A 17,799-nucleotide genomic window follows, 5' to 3' on the forward strand; every position below is an offset into this window, starting at 1 on the left:
GGCACGCTGGACACGGCGCGCGCTTCACGCGCGCTTTCGAGGAGGGCGCACGCATGGACCTCAGCAAAGATAAAATGCTCGAGATGTATCGCGCGATGCAGCGGATTCGCCATTTCGAAGCGAAGATCCGCGACCTTGCGATGGCCAACGAAATACCGGGCTTCGTCCACGTGTCGATCGGCGAGGAGGCAAGCGCGGCCGGCGTATGCGCCGCGCTGCGCAAGACTGACTTCATCACCTCGACCCATCGCGGCCACGGCCATCTGATCGCCAAGGGAGGGCGCCTCGACCGCATGATGGCGGAGATCTACGGCAAGCGCGGCGGCTACTGCAAAGGCAAAGGCGGCTCGATGCATATCGTCGATTTCTCGCTCGGCATCCTCGGCGCCAATGGGATCGTCGGTGCGGGACTGCCAATCGCGACCGGCTCGGCGCTCGCCGCGCAGGTCATCGGCCGCGACGACGTGACCGCGTGCTTCTTCGGCGACGGCGCATCGAACGAGGGCACCTTCCACGAGTCGCTCAACATCGCGGCGGTGTGGAAACTGCCTGTCGTGTTTATCTGCGAGAACAACGGCTTCGGCGAGTTCACGCCGATGCATACCGTGACTTCGGTTCGCGATATCGCCGTGCGCGCCAAGGCCTACGACATGCCGGGCTTCACGATCGACGGTAACGACGTGCTCGAAGTCTTCAAGTTCGCCAGCGAAGCCGTGGCGCGCGCGCGGGAAGGGCAGGGCCCGACGCTCATCGAATGCAAGACCTATCGATGGGAAGGTCACGTCGTCGGCGAGCAGGCGATCCTTGGCGAGTATGCCTATCGCAGCAAGGACGAAGTCGATTCGTGGAAGCTGAAGTGCCCGCTGATTCGATTTGAAAAGTGGTGCGCCGAGAGCGGCAAGATCGACGGCGCTGAGCTGAAGAAGATCGTCGGCGAGACCGAGAAGGAACTCGAAGAGGCGATCGCCTTCGCGCGCTCGAGTGAGCTGCCCTCGCCCGGGGAAGTTACCGACGACGTGTTCGCCTGAACACGCGGAGATTCGGCCATGGCACAAACCAATTTTATCCAGGCGATCAACCAGGCGCTGTCCGAAGAGATGGCGCGCGACCCGAAAACATTTTTGATGGGCGAGGACGTCGTGCTGGCGGCGTTCGGCGCGACCAAAGGCCTTATCGACAAGTTCGGACCCTCGCGCGTGCGCAATACTCCGATTTCGGAGGCAGGCTTCGTCGGCGCCGCCGTGGGCGCCGCGATGGCGGGAGCGCGGCCGATCTGCGAGGTCGAGTTTGCGAGTTTTTTCTACTGCGCGTTCGACCAAGTTTGTAACCAGGCGGCGAAGCTCCGCTACATGTCGGGCGGCCAGGCTGCCATGCCGATCACGTTCCGCGCCGTGTTCGGTGCGATGGGCGGCGCGGCAGCGCAGCATTCCGAAACCGTCTATGCGCAGTTCCTCAGCGTGCCGGGACTCAAGCTCGTCGTGCCATCGTCGCCCGCGGACGTGAAGGGCCTGCTCAAGAGCGCGATTCGCGACGACAACCCGGTGATCGTTTTCGAGCACGGCGCGCTCGGCCGCCTGCGCGAGGAGATTCCCGAGGGCGACTATCTCGTGCCGCTCGGCAAGGCCGCGATCAAGCGCGCGGGCGAGAACGTCACCGTCGTCGCGATTGGCGCGATGGTGCCGAAGGCGCTCAAGGTTGCCGACAAGCTCGCGAAGGAAAATATCTCGGTTGAGGTCGTCGATCCGCGCACGCTGATTCCGCTCGACGAGGACATGATTCTGAGCTCCGTCGAGAAAACCAATCGCGTGGTGGTCGCCGATGAGGGTCATCTGCGCGGCGGCGCGGCGGCGGATATCGCGGCTCTTATCGGGGAAAAAGCTTTCGACTTCCTCGACGCGCCGGTGAAACGTGTCACTGCGCTCGACGTGCCGATTCCGTTCAGCCCGCCGCTCGAGAAAGCTGCGATTCCCGGCGAGGATCGAATCGAGGCTGCGATTCGCGAGGTCGCCGGACGCTGACAGGTTGTGAATCGCGGAGCGATACGTGGCGGTTGAAGTAACGATGCCCAAGTTCGGGCTCACGATGCACGAGGGCACTATCCAGCGCTTCTTCAAGGCGCCGGGCGAACCTGTGAAAGCGGGCGAGCCGATTTTTGAGGTCGAGACCGAGAAGGTTCTCTACGAAGTCGAATCGCCCGCAACCGGCACGCTCGCCGTCGCGCTGTGCGAAGAAGGCGCGACGATCGAATGCGGCCTCGGCGTCGTAGTGATCGCGGAGGCTGGCGAGGATATCGCCGGTCTCGCGACAAAGTATGCGTCGCGCGCCACTCAACTTGTCGCCTCCAATCACGTTCCGTCAGCCGCGCTCGCGAGAACTGCCGTACAACCTGAAACCTCGGCTGGCGCACGCCGCGCGATAAGTCCGGTCGCACGCAAGCTCGCTACCGAGCTCGGCGTCAACCTCGACAATGTTCAAGGCACGGGACCGGGCGGACGCGTCACCAAAGAAGATGTAGAGCGCGCAGCAAAATCGCCCGCAGCGACGGTATCTGCGCCAATCGCGGCGCCCGCGGGACAGCGCACTCCGATACGAGGGGTGCGGAAGCTCATCGCCGAGCGGATGCATCAGAGTTTGCAGGCGACGGCGCAGCTCACGATCACGAGCGAAGTCGACGTGACCCCGGCGACCGAGCTGCGCGCGCGGCTCACGCGCGAGTTCGATTTCACCTACACCGACATGATCGTGCATGCGTGTGCGCGCGCATTGCTGCGCCATCCGCGGATGAGCACGAAGCTCGACGGCGCCGACCTCGTCGCAGCCTCCGAAATCAATATCGGACTCGCCGTCGCGCTCGACGAAGGTCTGATCGTTCCAGTAATTCGCAATGCCGATCGCAAGGCGCTGCGCGAGATCGCTGTCGAAAGCCGCGCGCTGGCCGACAAAGCGCACGCCTCGCGCCTCAGACTCGAAGATGTCACCGGCGGCACGTTTACGATCAGCAATCTCGGCACCTACGGCGTCGATGGGTTCACGCCGATTCTGAACCACGGCGAGACTGGTATCCTCGGGGTTGGCCGGATCCTCGAGAAGCCCGCGATCTATCGCGGCGAGATCACTCGGCGTGCGATGCTCACTCTCAGTCTCACCTTCGACCATCGTGTGATCGACGGCGCGCCGGCGGCCGAATTTCTGCAGAGCGTCGTCGAGATCCTCAACTACGGCGAACGATGAAAGGCTTGATGAACCTTCGTACCTCCTTCACCGGTCTCCTCGCCGCCCTGCTCGTCATCACAGTTAGCTCCCACGCCTTTGCCCAGGCGAGCGTTTCGGTTGGACCCGCGGCTCATCCGCTGACCAGGAAAGCACCGCCGCCCAAGGCGATCGACTGGGACAAGGCGACGCAGGAAGCCACCGAGCTGCTCTCCAAGTACATCCAGATCAACACTACCGACCCGCCCGGCGACGAGTTACCGGCGGCGAAGATGCTCAAGGACGTGTTCCTCGAAAACGGAATCCCCGCGACGACGTGGGAGCCGCAGCCCGGACGCGGGATTGTCGCGGCGCGCCTGCGCGGTATCGGCAACCACTCCAAGGCTCTAATCCTACTGAGCCATATGGACGTGGTGCCCGCAGTGGCCAAGGAATGGAAGGTGCCGCCGTTCTCGGGCCTCGTGAAGGACGGCAGGATCTGGGGCCGTGGCGCGATCGACGACAAGGGCATGGGCGTGATGGAGCTGATGGCGATGCTCGCGATCAAGCGCGCCGGGATCCTGCTCGATCGCGACGTGATCTTCATCGCGACCGGCGATGAGGAAGTCGGTGGCGAGAACGGCGCGGGATGGTTCGCCGATCACGAGCACCAGGTTTATTCCGACGCCGGATTCCTGCTTAACGAAGGCGGTGGCATCCGCGATCTCAAGGACGGCAAAAAGTTCTACGCCGTCTCGGTCACAGAAAAGACTCCGCTGTGGTTGCGGCTGACGGCCACGGGACCGGCAGGGCATGCGTCGGCGCCGCCCGCCGACACGGCAGTGACCAAGCTCGTGCGGGCGTTGCAGAAGCTCATCGACTACCAGACGCCGATTCGAATCCTCACTCCGGTGCAGGATGTCTACCATACGATCGGCGAGCTCGAGCACGGCCCCAAGGAGTTCCTGAATCTCGAAGCGTCGCTCAGAGATCCTGCCTTCCTGAAGCAGTTCATCGCCGAGCCCGGACAAAACTCGCAGATCCGCGACACGATCGCGCCGACGGTCCTGTCGGGATCCGAGAAGACCAACATGATTCCCGCCACCGCGTACGCGGAAATCGATTGCCGGCTGCTGCCGGGTTCGGATCCGCAGGCGTTCCTCAAGAACCTCAAGAAGACGCTTGGCGACGACACGATCAAGATCGACGTGCTGCTCAATTTTCCGCCCGCCTCGTCGCCGTCGCGCTCCGAGCTGATGACGGCGATCGAAACGCTGGCGCGGCGCACCGACAAATGTCCCGTCGTGCCGACGATGGTCGGCGGATTCACTGATTGTCACTATTTCAGGCTGAAGAAGATCATTTCTTATGGCTTCATGCCCGTGGAGCTCGCGCCGGTGGGAACGAGCGGCGTGCACGGCGACAACGAATCGATCGGTATCAACGAGCTGAGCAACGGAATTCGACGGATGGTCGAGCTGCTGAAGATCTTCGGCGGCCGATCGTAGGTGACGCTATGCTGCGGGCGGGAGTCGGATATTCAAATGCGCTCAATCCTCGCACCGCGGCGGCCGAGGCCACTGCCGCGGCGCTGGCGTGCGCGGGCCTGAACGCGGCCGAAGGCGCGCTGGTATTTGCCACCACGGCTTACGGCGCCGCCTATCCGATGATCCTGCGGATGGTGGCGCAGGAGGCGCATACGCGCGAAATCGCGGGATGCTCGACGATGGGCGTGATCGCCAACGAGCAGGAAGTCGAAACCGGTCATGCGCTCGCGGTGATCGTCTTCGGCGGCGGCGCGATCGCGGGGCGCCGCTTTTTCGTGCCTTCCCTGCGCGGCCGCTCGCGCGAGGCCGCCAGCGAAGTAGCAGGCGCCGTGCGGCCGGGCCTCAATGCTAACAATCTATTGTGCGTGTTCGCCGATACTTACAACCTCGAAGCCGAGGTTTTCCTCGACGCGCTCAGGGCCGAGCTGCCGGGCGTCGTGATCGTTGGCGGCGGCGCCAGCGAGGACGGTTCGATTGGCGAGACCTTCCAGTTTTGTGGCGACGTGGTGAGCTCGAACGCGGTCTCCGGGATGCTGATCGCGGGCGACTTCGATATCACGGTGGTAAGCTCGCTCGCCTGCACTCCGATCGGCGGAGCGCATCGCGTAACCGCGGCGCGCGACAACATCATAATGGAGCTCGACGGCCGGCCGGCATACGAAGTTTTTGCCGAGGCTGCGGGTCCGCTGGCGAGCGATTTGCGCCGCGCTCTCACGTTCGTTTTCCTGGCCGTCCCGCTCGATCCGAATGCGACGACGATCGCGCGCGGCAACTATCTCGTGCGCAACATCGTCGGCGCGAGCAAGGAGCACGGCGTGATCGCCGTCGCCCATCAGCCCAAGGTCGGAGATATGGTCGGCCTTGCATTGCGCGACGGCGAACGCGCGCGCCAGGATCTCAAGGCAACGCTCGAAAGCCTCGAGACCCGAATCGAATCGCCGCCAAAACTCGGCCTCTATTTTGACTGCGTGTCGCGCGGCGTGGGCCTCTACGGAATCCCCGGCCACGATTCGGCCTACATCAGGCGCTACCTCGGCGATCTCGCGCTCGGCGGCTTCTTCACCGGCTTCGAAATCGGCCCGGTTGGCGACTCAACCGCGCCCCTTCAATACACCGGCGTGCTCGCGCTACTCTCCGAGAAGAAGAAGGACTAACCAGCGAGTCAACAGATTTTAAGGTTCGGAGGTTTGACGGATGAACACGTCGGCCGTGCCGGGACCGAAATCGCCGCGCCTGTTGCAGGGATTCGCTTACCTCAGGGATCCGTTGGCGCTCTTCGACGATTGCGCCAGAAAATACGGCGATTGCTTCACGCTCCGTGTTCCGACCCTCCCGGCAACTATCTGTTTGAGTGACCCGGAGGCAATCAGGGAGATCTTCGCTCGCGACGGTACCGACGCAATCGAGACCGGATCAATCTTCGCGTCGGTGATGGCCCCAGTCGTCGGCGAACATTCGATGCTCGTAATCGATGGCGACGAGCATCGACGTCATCGCAGTATCACGATGCCTTACTTCGCGCGCGCCCAGTTCGCACGGCTCGGCGATACAATCGTCGAGTTGACGGATCGCGAGATTTCGACCTGGCCGAGCGGCACGCCTTTCCCGATGCGTCCAAGGATGCAGAACATCACGCTCCAGGTCATGCTCCGGATTCTCTTTGGGGAGCATGCGACGTCGGTCTTCACGCCCGACCTGCTGCGCAGGGCGTTCGGAGTCGGACCCAACCCCTTCATATTTTATCGCTGGGCGCGAGTGGACCTCGGACCGCGCAGCCCATGGGGCGGCTTTCTGCGCATCCATCGCGAAGTAACGGAAAGTATCCTCGCGGAGATCCGCCGTCGTCGTGTTAACGGACGGTCATCGGAAGATGTGCTCGCTTCGATGATGAGGCCGCACGGCGACAACGGCGGCACGATGAGCGACGAGGAACTCACCGACGAGGTATGGACTCTGATCAATGCCGGCAACGATACGACGGCTACGGCGCTCGCGTGGGCGATCTATCACCTCGCGTGCAATCCTGAAGTGATCGCCGAACTTCGGCGCGAGCAGTGCAGTCTTGGCAACCCGACCACCGATCAACTCGCGCAGCTTCCCTACCTCGATGCCACAGTGAGGGAGGTTCTGCGGATCTCGCCGATCTTCCTGATGGTCGGGCGTCGCTTGAAAGAACCGATGCGCGTCGGCGATCGCGAACTGCCGGCGGGAACGACGGTCGCTCCCTGCATCTATCTGGCGCATCGCAGACCGGATATCTGGCATGAGCCGAAGCGATTCAACCCGCGCCGCTTTCTCGACGAGCGCCATCCCGCTCACCACTTCTTCCCCTTCGGCGGCGGTATCCGGCACTGCATCGGCGCGGCGCTGGCGATATACGAAATGAAGCTGGTGCTCGCGCGGGTCTTCTCGAGAATGGAGCTGCGTCTACGCCGGGCTACGTCGCCAGGCCGCGTTGGTACTTCAATTTCATCGCGCCTTCGGACGAGCTGCCGGTAGTCGCGCGTTCTGTTTAATCCGCGCAACAAACTCCTGGCCGAGGCAAGGCACGGCGCGCCGGGTGCGCTTTCTCGCGGCTCGGCGTAGTATTAGACAAGCGCTTCGGAATTGTCGTTGCGCGTTAAGGGCCTGCGCACTATCGTTAATCGGCGCGCTTTGAATCCCGCGATGTATCCCCGGACAAACGAGAGATTCCCTGACGAAAAACTGGGACGGATTCTTACCCAGCTGCGGGCGCTGCGATCGCGCCTGAATTTGCTCGCGATTCAGCATGGCCTGTTCTATTCGTTGGCGATGCTGATCGCGGCGGGCGCAATCGTTTACGCCTGCGCCTTCACGCTCTCGCCGCTTAACTTCATGATCATCGCGGCGATCGCCGCCGCGACTGCGCCTGTCGCGATCGTTACCGCGACGCGAACGGCTTGGTCGATGCGCGCATCGACGGCCCGCGCTGCCTCGCTCGCTGACGAGCGGGCCGAGCTCAAGGGCCGCCTCGCCACGATCGTTACTATCGCCCAGCATCGCCGCAGAGGCCCGATGTGGTCGTATCTCGTCGAGGATACTCTGAGCCGCAGCGAGGAATTCGCGCCCGCCCGTATCGAGCGGCGGCGTATCTCGAAGGGAATCTTTGCCCTCGCGGGAGCACTGGTGTTGGCCGGGATCGCATGGCCGATCTCAAAGATTCGCCACGCGCAGATCGCCGCCGCGAATCAACGTCCCGACGATCTCACACTCGATCTTAATGATCTGCATCTGCGTCCCGCCGATCCCGGCGACGACAGCGGTGTGACCGTCTCCGCCGATCCCGCGACGATGCGCCAGTTGCAGGCGCGGCTCGCACACGACGGCCTGGATGCGGGGCAGGGCAATTCGACCTCACTCGATTCGCTGGTGAATCACGCGCGCGACCTTGCAGGTAACCTGCAGAGCAAGCTCACCGGTCAGAAATCGCAGCCGCAGCGGCTTAATCTGAAGCTTGCTGACGCCGCCGACCCGTTCGCCCAGGACAAGGATCGCAACAACAATTTCGCCCAACAGCATAAGCATAACGACAATCCGGCCGGCCAGTTCCAGCGCGATCAGCCGGCGGGAAAAGAAGGCGACCTGCCGCAGAATCCGGTTCATAATGAGAACCAGGACCAGGACCGTCCGGCGGGCGCGGGCGACATGGGCAACCAATCGCAAGGCGGCAAGAACTCGGCGGATGACAATCAGGATCAGACCGCCGATGCCAACAGTCAGCAGAATGGCGACCAGGGCAGCAATGGCGGCGCAGCGCACGGAATCGGCGCCGATCCTGACAGCTTGTTCGGTGCGCCTGCGCAGGCGAAGCTCGGCAGCGAGGGGTTCGAGATCGCGATTGAAGCGCGCCCGCTCGACAAGGGCCCCAAAGGCGCAGGCCACGCCTACGAGCCGCCCAAGGTGCGCACCACCCTCAGCACCGATCAGGAGCCCGACGAGCCCGTCGCGCGCACGGATGTGCCGTCCGAGGATCGAACCACTATAAAGCGGGTATTCGAACGATGACCGATATGGACTCCGCCGCCCTCGAGACTCCGACCGTCGCTGATTTTGCGCGGACCTTCCGCCGAATCCAGGCCGAAATTCACAAGGTGATTATCGGCCATGAACAGGCTGTCGAGGAGATGCTCTCCGCGCTGTTCGCCGGCGGCCATGTCCTGATCGAAGGCGTGCCCGGCACCGGCAAGACCACGCTGGTGAAGACCCTGGGCCTCGCTCTCAACCTGAGCTTCAATCGTATCCAGTTCACTGTCGATCTGATGCCGGCCGATATCACCGGCACGCGGGTTATCGAAACCGGCGCCGACGGCCGCCGCGAATTCACCTTTCAGCCCGGTCCCGTTTTTTGCCATATCCTGCTCGGCGACGAGATCAATCGCGCGACGCCGAAGACGCAATCCGCGCTGCTTGAGGCGATGGCCGAGTTGCAGGTGACCGTAGCAGGTATCACGCACGTGCTGCCGCCGCCGTACTTCGTGATGGCGACGCTCAATCCGATCGAGATGGAAGGCACCTATCCGCTGCCCGAGGCGCAGCTCGATCGCTTCCTCTTCAAGGTGCGGCTCAACTATCCCGACGAGGCCGAGCTCACGCGGATCATCAGCTCGACGACCGGGCCCGAGGATGCTGGAATCGAGGCGGTGTTTCACGTCGCCGAGGCGCCGCAGCGTATCGAAGCGCTCAAGAAGCTGGTGCGCGAGGTGATGGTGGCGCCCGAGATCGAGCAATACGCGGCACGAGTCGTGCGCGCCACGCAGCCGCAGAACTCGCGCTTCGTTTCCGATGAGGCGCGCGCCGTCCATGATGATATGGTCAATCGCTACGTGCTGTTCGGCTCGAGTCCGCGCGGCGCGCAGGCGCTGATCCTGGGTGCGAAGGTCCGCGCGCTGCTCGACGGACGCGCCAACGTCGCGCGCGAGGATATCGACCGCGTCGCAGTCCCCGGCCTCGCCCATCGCATCATGCTCAACTACGCCGCGCATTCCGACGGTATCGACGCCGTGCATATTGTCGAGCGGGTCCTGAAGTCGGTGCGCGCGGCGCGCGCCTGAGGTTGCAGCGATGCTCGAGACGCGTGCGTTCGAGCCCGAATATCTGCGCAAGCTCGACCGGCTCGTGCTCGGTATCAAGCGCGCACGCTCGGTGCGCCAGGGCGAGCGGCGGATCGGCCGCGTTCAAGGGCTCGGAATCGAGCTCGAAAACTTCAAGGAATATACCGAAGGCGACGATCTCAGGTTCCTCGACTGGAACGCGATGGCGCGCCTCGACCAGCCGTTGATCAGGACTTTCCGCGCCGAGCGGCAGATCGAAATCACCGCGCTGGTCGATGCGAGTGCCTCCATGGGTATGCCCACGAGCGACGACAAGCTCGGCCTCGGCCTCGCGGTCGGCGCTTCGCTCGCTTACATCGGGATGGCCGACAATGACGCCGTCCGCCTCGGCGCATTCTCGGTGCGGCGCGGCCAGATGTGCCTCGAGACGACGCCGTTTCATCGCCGGCGCGAATCGTACCTCAATTTCAAGGACTTCGCGGGCGCGGTCCAGGCCGGCGGCGAGACGCGTCTCGGCGCCGCGGTCGATCAGCTTTTGCTCGAGCGGCGTCCACGCGGCGTCGTAGTCGTCGTCTCCGATTTCCTGGTTTCGGCCGCCGAGGCCGAGGATGCCCTCAAGCGGTTGGTTGCGGCAAATCACGAAGTCAAAGTCGTCCACGTGATGGGAGAGATTGAAAGCACCGGCGCCTATCCGCCCGGACTTTATCGAATCCGCGACGCTGAGAGCGGCGAGATGCGCGAGGCGGTCTTCGGCCCGGAAGCCGCCGCGGTATGCCGCCGCAAAGTCGAACAACTGGTCGAGCGAATCCGCGCGATTTGCGCGGCGATCGGCGTCGTTTATGCGCAGGCATTCGGCGCGAGCACGCTCGACAATTTCATGGAACGTGAATTGCCGCTGCTCGGGATCGTCAGATAAGCCGATGGGATTTCTCGATCCGCGCAACCTGCTGTGGGGCGTAAGTCTGGCCGTCCTGGTCGCGATTTACCTGCGCTCGCGCGCCCGCCCGACGATCGATGTTTCGAGCCTGATGCTGTTCGACGAAGTGCCTGCGCCGTCAGCGAGCATGCGCCAGGTCCGCTTCGATCTGCTCTTCTGGCTCGAAGCTGCGGCGCTCTGCGCCCTCACGCTCGCGATCGCGGGCTTCTTCGTGCGGATTCCGGAGCGGCCGGCTCACGGCCGCAGTCATGCGCTGGTCTTCGCACTCGGCGCGGGCATGACCGCGACTGAGAGCGGCTCGTCGCGCCTCGATCGCGCCAAACGCCAGGCCCTGGACATTATTGCCGACGCCCATCCCGACGATCAGTTCAGCATCATTACTTATGCGCTCGAGGCCAACCTCGCGCAGGCGCCGACCTCCGATGCAAAGGAACTGCGCGCCGCAATCGGGAAACTCAACGCGATCGCGGTCGCGACGCGTCCCGCCGCGTTGCGCGCGGCGCTGATGCGTGCGCGCGGCGCCGCCGAAATTGATCTCTTCGCCGACCGGCCGCCACCCGGCGAGGCGCTCGGCGATATCGCTACCGCCGGCAAATTCGTTTTTCACCAGGTCGCCGCTGACGAAGCGAATCTTGCCATCGTCTCGCTCGATCCAGGTGTGCCGCGTGCCTCCAAAATGCGAGTCGGCATTCGCAACTTCGGGGCGCATCCGCAACTCTGCGATCTGAAAATCTATCTCGACGAGAAAGACGCCGCGGCCCAAACCCTTATGCTGGCGCCGCGCGAGCAGGTCACCGCCCCCTACGATCCCCTTCCCGCCGGCGGAATCGTTCACGCGCATATCGCCTCGCCCGATGCGATTGCGGCGGATAACGATCGCTACGTGCTCGCCACGGCGGCGGTCCCGCTGCATGCGCTCGTCGTCTCACCGGATCCGGCGGTGCGCGACGATCTTGCTCGCGTGCTGCTCGCCGTCAATCCGAATTTCCGTATCGAAGCGGTCGATCCCGCGAGTTACCATGCTGCGAGCAACGATTCCGATCACTTCGCGCTGGCGATCGTTCATGACTCGGACGCTGCCGTGCACGCCGATTCAACTTTGCTGGTGTTCCCGCCCGCGGGTGCGTCCAAGCTCATCCCCGGATTGACGATCGATGGAACCGCGAGCGGCGCTGAGCTTCACGGCGCAACGCAGAGTGGCGGCAACGGACTTCCGATCGGCGCGACGCGGATTCTCGCGATGCCGGAGTGGATGGAAGTCACGTCGAGTGCGACCCTTCCCGGGAAGGGTCGCATGCCGGTCGCCGCGATCGGCCAGGGCGAGAACGGCAGCGTCGGCGTGATCGCATTCGACGTGCGCGACCGGATGCTGCTCGACCCGGACCATCTCGACGCGCTCGTCGGGACGGTGGACCTCATTAAGCGCCTCGTCACGCCGGCCAATGTTCAAATCGTCGCGACCGGAACCTACGTCAATCTGCCCGCATCCGGTCCGGCGAAGATCACTTCGCCTGACGGCTCTGTGCAGACCGTCACGCCTGACAAGTCGGGGCGAATCGTACTGCGCCCGTTGATGGCGGGGCGATACAAGGTCGATAACGGCAAGAGTTCGGTGCAGGTCTTCGCCAACTACTATGACGCGATCGAGTCCGACACGGCAGTGACGCAGGTCACGTCGGCTAAATCGCCGCAGCGGGAGCTAGCGTCGATTCCGGCGCCGCCGCGTGAGCCGCAGATCCAGCCGATGCTGATCGTGCTGGCGCTGATGGCGATGCTGGCGCTGCTCGCGGAATCTGCGATGCTGGCGCGGCGCGCGGGGCGATGGGGAATGCGCCATGTTTGATCGCCCCGGGCTGCTCTGGCTGATGCTGCTGCTGCCTGTAGTCGCGGCTCCGGCGCTGCTCGCGATTCGCGGCGGGCGGTTTGGCTTCGGCGCATTGTCGCTGGTGCTGCGCACCGCCTGTTTCGCGGCCCTGGTCGCGATGGTCGCGGGGTTCAAAATTCCTGGTCACGTAGCGGCACGCAAACTTGCGATTATCGCCGCGCTCGACCAGTCGCGCTCGATCGCGCCCGACCAGGACTCGTGGATGCGCGATCGCGTCGCGCAACTGCGGCGCGCGATGTCGCCGCGCGACGAGCTCGCCGTGATTGGCTTTGGCCGCGACGCGCGGCTGCTCGTGCCGCTTTCCGATCCGCGCCTGGTCGGTTCCTTTCGTGGCAGCGCTGACTCGGGTGCGACCAATATTTCCGACGCTCTCGTGACGGCCCAGAGCCTGCTTCCTTCCGATGCTGACGGACGAATCGTGCTGCTTAGCGACGGCAACGAAACGCAAGATTCCGCGCGCGCCTCGATTCCGGCGCTGGTCGAAAGCGGCGTGCGCGTATTCGGTTCCGCGCCGCCGCCGTCTTCTACCGAGCGCGTCGCGCTTACGGAATTCGCCGCGCCCGAGGTCGTCCGTTCCGGCCAGCAGTTCGATTTCCAGATCGCGGTTGAGAGCGAAGCGGCCGCGCCGGTGAGCGCCTCGCTGAGACTCTACCAGGATGGCACGGCGGTGGGCGCCGAAGCTGTGACGCTCAAATCCGGGCTGAATCGATTCGACCTGCCGTACCGGCTGAACGCCGGCGGCGCATTCGTGATGGGCGCGGAGATCGCGGTCACCGGGCCGCGCGTTGCGATCAATCCGCGCGCCGAGGCCGCGATCTCGGTGACCGCGCCGCCGCGCGTCATGATCGTTTCCGCCACGCCGCCAGAGAGCCTCGTCACGGCGCTCAAGATGCGCGGCTACCGCATCGATATCGTCTCGCCGCGCAGCCTCAGCACTAATCCCGTTGATTACCTGGTCTATCAGCTTGTCATCCTCGACGACGTTCCGTCCGCCGAGCTGACGCCCGAGATGCAGCATGCGCTCAATCGCTACGTCGCAGAGCTGGGCGGCGGGCTCATCGCGACCGGCGACACGCTGCGCGAAGACGGCTTTCGCGGCAGCGAGCTCGAGAAGGCGCTGCCGGTGAGCTTCGAAATGCAACCGCCGCCGCCTTCGCGCGAGCCGATCGCGGTCTATCTTTGTATCGATCGCTCGAACTCGATGAGTTACGACTCGCGCTCGCCCGCGGTGCGTGACGGCGAGCGCATCCGCTACGCCAAGGAAGCCGCGATCGCGCTGCTGCGCCAACTCGACGACACCGACTACGCGGGCGTGATCGCATTCGATTCGCAGCCCTACGTGCTGGGCCATCTCGAGCAGCTCGGTGACGATCGCAGCGACCTCGAAAGCCGCATCGAGCGCCTGCAACCGGGCGGCGGAACGGATTTCAAGGACGCGCTGGAAATCGCGGAGCGCGAAATCCTCCAGAGCGGAATCGCAGTGCGCCAGGTGATTCTGCTCACCGACGGCGACACCAACCGGCAGTATCACGACCACGACGATCTGATCGCGAGCTTTGCGCGCGAGAAAATCCCGGTCTCGACGATTCGTATCGGCCCCGATCTCGCGAACCTCGAGCTGTTGCAGGACTTCGCGCAGGCGACCGGCGGGGTATTCTACCGCGTCCAGGATATCGAGAAGCTGCCGCTGCTGCTGGTTGGTCTCACCCGCGAGGCGATGAATCGGCGCAAGCAAGGCCGCACCTCAGTCGCGGCGGGCCAGCCCAGCGCAATCCTGAACGGCATCAAAAGCAGCGAAATTCCGCCGATCGATTTCTTCGCCTCGACCACTGCCAAGACCGGCGCGCAGGTGCCGCTGCAAGTGACGCGTGGCGATCGCAGCGCACCGTTGCTGGCGGCGTGGCAATACGGACTCGGACGTACGGCGATTTTTTCAGCCGATCCGGATTCGCTGGCGACGCTCAGTTGGATCAGGTGGAACCGCTACGCGGAGTTCTGGTCGCAGCTCGCGACGTGGGCGATGCGCGCAGGCGATTCAGGTCCGTTTACGATGCGCGTGTCGCACGCCGGCGATGGATCGATCGCGGTCGAGGCTGAAAAAGCCGACACCAATCCCGTCAGCAACCTGGTTTGCCGCATCACGGGCCAGGGCCATGCGACCGATATCGCGATGACGCAGACTGATTCGTCGCTGTACCGCGCCGAAATCGGACCGCTGCCGCGCGGCAAATATACGGCGACCTTGATGCTCAAGGCCGGCGACAACGAGCGCATCATCGAGCAGCGCCAGTTTGCGACGCCGGGCTCGATTGCGGCTGACGCGGCGGAGCTCAGGATTCGTCCGCCAAACCTCGACCTGCTGCGGCAGTTGGGTTCGGCGACCCACGGCGGCTATGACGCGCCTGATAGTGAGATCGTGCACCACACCGGGTCGCTGGTTCCGGTGCGCATCAGCGCCGCGCCGTTCGTGCTGCCGATTGTGATCGCGTTCTTCCTTGGCGAAGTTTTCGTGCGCCGCCGCTTCCTCGGCGACTGAGATGCTCACAATCAACCGTCCAGAAGAGGGCAATCCGATGCGCCGAGTGGGAATCGCAGCAGTTGCATTCTTGATCGCTTCGCTCATGCTGGCGGCGAGCGGGGCAAGCGCGGACACGTCGGCGCGTGACCTGAAAGCGATGTCGGACGCGAGCTACATCTACATCGCGACGGTCCGCAAAGACGGCAATCAGAGCAGGGCCGTGCCGGTGTGGTTTCTCGTCTCCAAGGATAACTCTTTGTTAATTCAGACCTCGCCGAAGAGCTGGAAGGCGAAACGCATCGGCCGCGGCAGCCCAGCCATGATCTGGATCGGCACGAGCGACGGTCCGGCTTTCATTGGCAAAGCCGCGATTCTCACCGACAAGGCCTCGCAGCAGGAGATCATCGACGGTATCCCGCGCAAGTACACGCTCGCGCGCCTGGGCTTCGCGCGGCCGAGCGAAAAGAAGTTCGCCGCCGGCCAGATCGTCGTCATCCGAATCACGCCGGTGCGCGACCTGCCCGAGGGGTTCAAGTCACAACCCGGCACTCCCGCGCCGAGTCTCGAAGCGAAATAGTACGATCGCGCTAGCCTCCGAACGGCGCGCGCGTCAGAATAATTTTCATGGCGACCGAGTCGGCATCGGTACTGATCAAGCGAGCGCTAGGCCGGCTCTGTCCGGTATGCGGCCGCGGCCAGATCTTCAGCTCTCATTTCCGGATGAATCGCACCTGCCCGCGATGTCACGTCGTGTTCTGGAAGGATCCCGGCGAATCGCTGGGGGCGATGTACCTCGACTACGCGGTGGCGACGATCGCATTCCTCGCAAGTTGGGGCGTGCTTGCCTTTGCAACCCGTCTTAGTGACGTACAGCAGCTCATCATCCTCGGCGCGATCGCGGGCGCGAGCGTGATCGCCTGCTATCCCTGGACGCGCAGTGCGTGGACCGTGCTGGTGTATCTGTCGGGCGGAATCGAACGCCCGCGGATGCGCGCGATCAAGGGCGGCAAGCCGCCGACCGCCGGCGCCGCTTAGGAGCGGCGCGCCGCGATCTTGTCGGGCAACAGTTTCAGCCGCTCAGCCGCCGCCGCGATAGTCTCGTCGCTCTTCGAAAAGGTAAAGCGCAACTTGGTGCGCCCAAGTTCGGGCCGATGATAAAAGCTTGAGCCCGGCACCGGCGCGACTCCGACTGATTCCAGGAAAAAGTTGGCCGCCTCGATATCGTCGCGGAAACCGAGCGCAGCAATATCCGCCATGATGTAGTAGGCGCCGTCCGGCGCGCTGCATTTAAGACCCGCCGCAGTCAGCGCTTCGAGCAGCGCAGTACGCTTTCGCGTGTACATCGCGGCCAGGTCCGCATAGAACGACTCGGGAAGCCGCAGCGCCACGGCGCCCGCCTCCTGCAGCGGATGGGGTGCGCCGACTGTCAGGAAGTCGTGCACCTTGCGAATCGCCGCCGTCAGCCGCTCGTTTGCGATCGCATACGCGAGCCGCCATCCCGTTACCGAGTACGTCTTCGACAACCCGCTGATCGTGATCGTGCGTTCGGCCATCCCCGGCATGCTCGCGATCGAGATATGACGCGCGCCGCCATAGATGATGTGCTCGTAGATCTCGTCGGTTATCGCGAGCGTGTCGTAATGCCGGCAGAGCGCCGCGATCGATTCGAGCTCGGCGCGCGTGAAGACCTTGCCGCTCGGATTGTGCGGCGTGTTGATAACGATCGCTTTGGTGCGCGGGCTGAAAGCCGCCTCGAGTTCGGTGCGATCGATCGAATAGTCCGGATCACGCAGTGCCACGTAGCGCGGCGTCGCACCGGCAAGGATCACATCGGGACCGTAGTTCTCATAGAACGGCTCGAAGATTATAACCTCGTCGCCCGGGTTAATGACGGCGAGCATCGTCGCGACCATCGCCTCGGTCGCGCCGCAGGTCACGGTGATATTGGCGTCGGGGTCGCATTCGATGCCGTTGTAGAGGCGGGCTTTGTCGGCGATTGCGCGGCGGAAGTTGGGCGAGCCGTGGGTGATCGCGTACTGGTTGTATTCCTCGTCGATCGCGCGCTTGGCCGCTTCCTTGAGGACGCTCGGCGCGGCGAAGTCGGGGAATCCCTGCGCGAGGTTGACGGCGCCGGTCTTGAGCGCGCGCCGCGTCATCTCCCGAATCACAGATTCGGTGAAAGAGTGGGTCTTTACGCTAACGTCAGTGGGCATCGAGAGCCCAGTCTACGCGGGAGCGGGACGGCGGAACAACTTGCCGTGATCCAGGAGGGGGCTGCCGGGAGGATACGAGGAGGCCCTAGTCTTCCTCTTCGCGCGCCGACTCGAGGACTGAAGCACCCTGCTTGAGGCGCCACTCGTCAATGACTTCCACGTTGAAGCGCCAGTCGCTGCCGATCTTGAAACCGGGCAGCTGGCCCTTCTTGAGAAGTCGATAGATAGTCGAGCGATGCACTCGCAGGTATTCGGCGAGTTCGTTGACCGTTAGGACTTTTGCCGATGGCTGCATGTGATCCTGCGACCTTTAATTTAGCTTACTCTGCTTAACTGCGGCGTTACGCTATCACAAAACTCGAACTTAGCCACACCCCCCTTCTAGCGGTCTGATTGTACCTTTGATGCGAATCTTTGGCTATGTTCCCTAAACTCCTG

General features: G+C 63.7%; 15 protein-coding genes. 13 read left to right on the forward strand and 2 right to left on the reverse strand.

Translation table 11 applies throughout. The features are described from left to right. Positions 1-53 precede the first annotated feature (53 nt). The 13 genes from VMA09_07510 to VMA09_07570 all read left to right on the forward strand — a co-directional run bounded on the left by VMA09_07510 (position 54) and on the right by VMA09_07570 (position 16,183). Positions 54-1,028 (forward strand): thiamine pyrophosphate-dependent dehydrogenase E1 component subunit alpha, encoded by a 975-nt coding sequence (locus tag VMA09_07510; GenBank protein HUA33435.1) that lies wholly within the window; start codon positions 54-56, stop codon positions 1,026-1,028. An 18-nt stretch (positions 1,029-1,046) separates the two neighbouring features. Beyond that, positions 1,047-2,018, forward strand: a complete 972-nt coding sequence (locus VMA09_07515; GenBank protein HUA33436.1) for an alpha-ketoacid dehydrogenase subunit beta — start codon at positions 1,047-1,049, stop codon at positions 2,016-2,018. Between the two features lie 25 nt (positions 2,019-2,043). Further along, positions 2,044-3,231, forward strand: coding sequence for a dihydrolipoamide acetyltransferase family protein (locus tag VMA09_07520; protein HUA33437.1), 1,188 nt, complete (start codon positions 2,044-2,046; stop codon positions 3,229-3,231). An 8-nt stretch (positions 3,232-3,239) separates the two neighbouring features. Then, positions 3,240-4,697 carry a M20/M25/M40 family metallo-hydrolase gene (locus VMA09_07525; protein HUA33438.1) on the forward strand — a complete coding sequence of 486 codons (1,458 nt, stop codon included), beginning with the start codon at positions 3,240-3,242 and terminating at the stop codon, positions 4,695-4,697. Positions 4,698-4,705: 8 nt separating this feature from the next. Beyond that, positions 4,706-5,890 (forward strand): FIST N-terminal domain-containing protein, encoded by a 1,185-nt coding sequence (locus VMA09_07530; GenBank protein HUA33439.1) that lies wholly within the window; start codon positions 4,706-4,708, stop codon positions 5,888-5,890. 40 nt (positions 5,891-5,930) lie between these two features. Continuing rightward, positions 5,931-7,235, forward strand: coding sequence for a cytochrome P450 (locus VMA09_07535; GenBank protein HUA33440.1), 1,305 nt, complete (start codon positions 5,931-5,933; stop codon positions 7,233-7,235). 255 nt (positions 7,236-7,490) lie between these two features. Continuing rightward, positions 7,491-8,762 (forward strand): hypothetical protein, encoded by a 1,272-nt coding sequence (locus tag VMA09_07540; protein ID HUA33441.1) that lies wholly within the window; start codon positions 7,491-7,493, stop codon positions 8,760-8,762. A gap of 5 nt (positions 8,763-8,767) precedes the next feature. Further along, entirely contained in the window at positions 8,768-9,808 is a 1,041-nt protein-coding gene (locus VMA09_07545) for a MoxR family ATPase (protein HUA33442.1), read from the forward strand. A 10-nt stretch (positions 9,809-9,818) separates the two neighbouring features. Beyond that, complete coding sequence (locus VMA09_07550) at positions 9,819-10,724, forward strand: DUF58 domain-containing protein (protein ID HUA33443.1); 906 nt, start codon at positions 9,819-9,821, stop codon at positions 10,722-10,724. 4 nt (positions 10,725-10,728) lie between these two features. Beyond that, the gene (locus VMA09_07555; GenBank protein ID HUA33444.1) at positions 10,729-12,588 is read left to right on the forward strand and encodes a VWA domain-containing protein; all 1,860 of its coding nucleotides are present in this window, start codon (positions 10,729-10,731) and stop codon (positions 12,586-12,588) included. After that, positions 12,581-15,166: a VWA domain-containing protein gene (locus VMA09_07560; GenBank protein HUA33445.1), complete on the forward strand. Its 2,586-nt coding sequence runs from the start codon at positions 12,581-12,583 to the stop codon at positions 15,164-15,166. Before VMA09_07555 ends, VMA09_07560 begins: the two co-directional genes overlap by 8 nt. 1 nt (position 15,167) lies before the next feature. Then, positions 15,168-15,725 carry a hypothetical protein gene (locus VMA09_07565; GenBank protein ID HUA33446.1) on the forward strand — a complete coding sequence of 186 codons (558 nt, stop codon included), beginning with the start codon at positions 15,168-15,170 and terminating at the stop codon, positions 15,723-15,725. Between the two features lie 47 nt (positions 15,726-15,772). Further along, positions 15,773-16,183: a hypothetical protein gene (locus VMA09_07570; GenBank protein ID HUA33447.1), complete on the forward strand. Its 411-nt coding sequence runs from the start codon at positions 15,773-15,775 to the stop codon at positions 16,181-16,183. Here VMA09_07570 and VMA09_07575 read toward each other — a convergent pair. Both VMA09_07575 and VMA09_07580 read right to left on the reverse strand, forming a co-directional pair. Next, positions 16,180-17,361, reverse strand: a complete 1,182-nt coding sequence (locus VMA09_07575; protein ID HUA33448.1) for an aminotransferase class I/II-fold pyridoxal phosphate-dependent enzyme — start codon at positions 17,359-17,361, stop codon at positions 16,180-16,182. The genes VMA09_07570 and VMA09_07575 overlap by 4 nt on opposite strands. An 85-nt stretch (positions 17,362-17,446) precedes the next feature. Beyond that, positions 17,447-17,656, reverse strand: a complete 210-nt coding sequence (locus VMA09_07580; GenBank protein HUA33449.1) for a helix-turn-helix domain-containing protein — start codon at positions 17,654-17,656, stop codon at positions 17,447-17,449. Positions 17,657-17,799 lie beyond the last annotated feature (143 nt).

It is taken from the genome of Candidatus Binataceae bacterium, assembly GCA_035508495.1.
Lineage (GTDB): Bacteria > Desulfobacterota > Binatia > Binatales > Binataceae > JASHPB01.

Bases quoted from the DNA above. Each gene is read 5' to 3' on its own strand.
- VMA09_07510 (HUA33435.1), top strand. From the start codon at position 54: ATGGACCTCAGCAAAGATAAAATGCTCGAGATGTATCGCGCGATGCAG.
- VMA09_07535 (HUA33440.1), top strand. From the start codon at position 5,931: ATGAACACGTCGGCCGTGCCGGGACCGAAATCGCCGCGCCTGTTGCAG.
- VMA09_07575 (HUA33448.1), bottom strand. From the start codon at position 17,361: ATGCCCACTGACGTTAGCGTAAAGACCCACTCTTTCACCGAATCTGTG.
- VMA09_07555 (HUA33444.1), top strand. From the start codon at position 10,729: ATGGGATTTCTCGATCCGCGCAACCTGCTGTGGGGCGTAAGTCTGGCC.
- VMA09_07570 (HUA33447.1), top strand. From the start codon at position 15,773: ATGGCGACCGAGTCGGCATCGGTACTGATCAAGCGAGCGCTAGGCCGG.
- VMA09_07565 (HUA33446.1), top strand. From the start codon at position 15,168: ATGCTCACAATCAACCGTCCAGAAGAGGGCAATCCGATGCGCCGAGTG.
- VMA09_07525 (HUA33438.1), top strand. From the start codon at position 3,240: ATGAACCTTCGTACCTCCTTCACCGGTCTCCTCGCCGCCCTGCTCGTC.
- VMA09_07580 (HUA33449.1), bottom strand. From the start codon at position 17,656: ATGCAGCCATCGGCAAAAGTCCTAACGGTCAACGAACTCGCCGAATAC.
- VMA09_07545 (HUA33442.1), top strand. From the start codon at position 8,768: ATGGACTCCGCCGCCCTCGAGACTCCGACCGTCGCTGATTTTGCGCGG.
- VMA09_07515 (HUA33436.1), top strand. From the start codon at position 1,047: ATGGCACAAACCAATTTTATCCAGGCGATCAACCAGGCGCTGTCCGAA.
- VMA09_07560 (HUA33445.1), top strand. From the start codon at position 12,581: ATGTTTGATCGCCCCGGGCTGCTCTGGCTGATGCTGCTGCTGCCTGTA.
- VMA09_07530 (HUA33439.1), top strand. From the start codon at position 4,706: ATGCTGCGGGCGGGAGTCGGATATTCAAATGCGCTCAATCCTCGCACC.
- VMA09_07550 (HUA33443.1), top strand. From the start codon at position 9,819: ATGCTCGAGACGCGTGCGTTCGAGCCCGAATATCTGCGCAAGCTCGAC.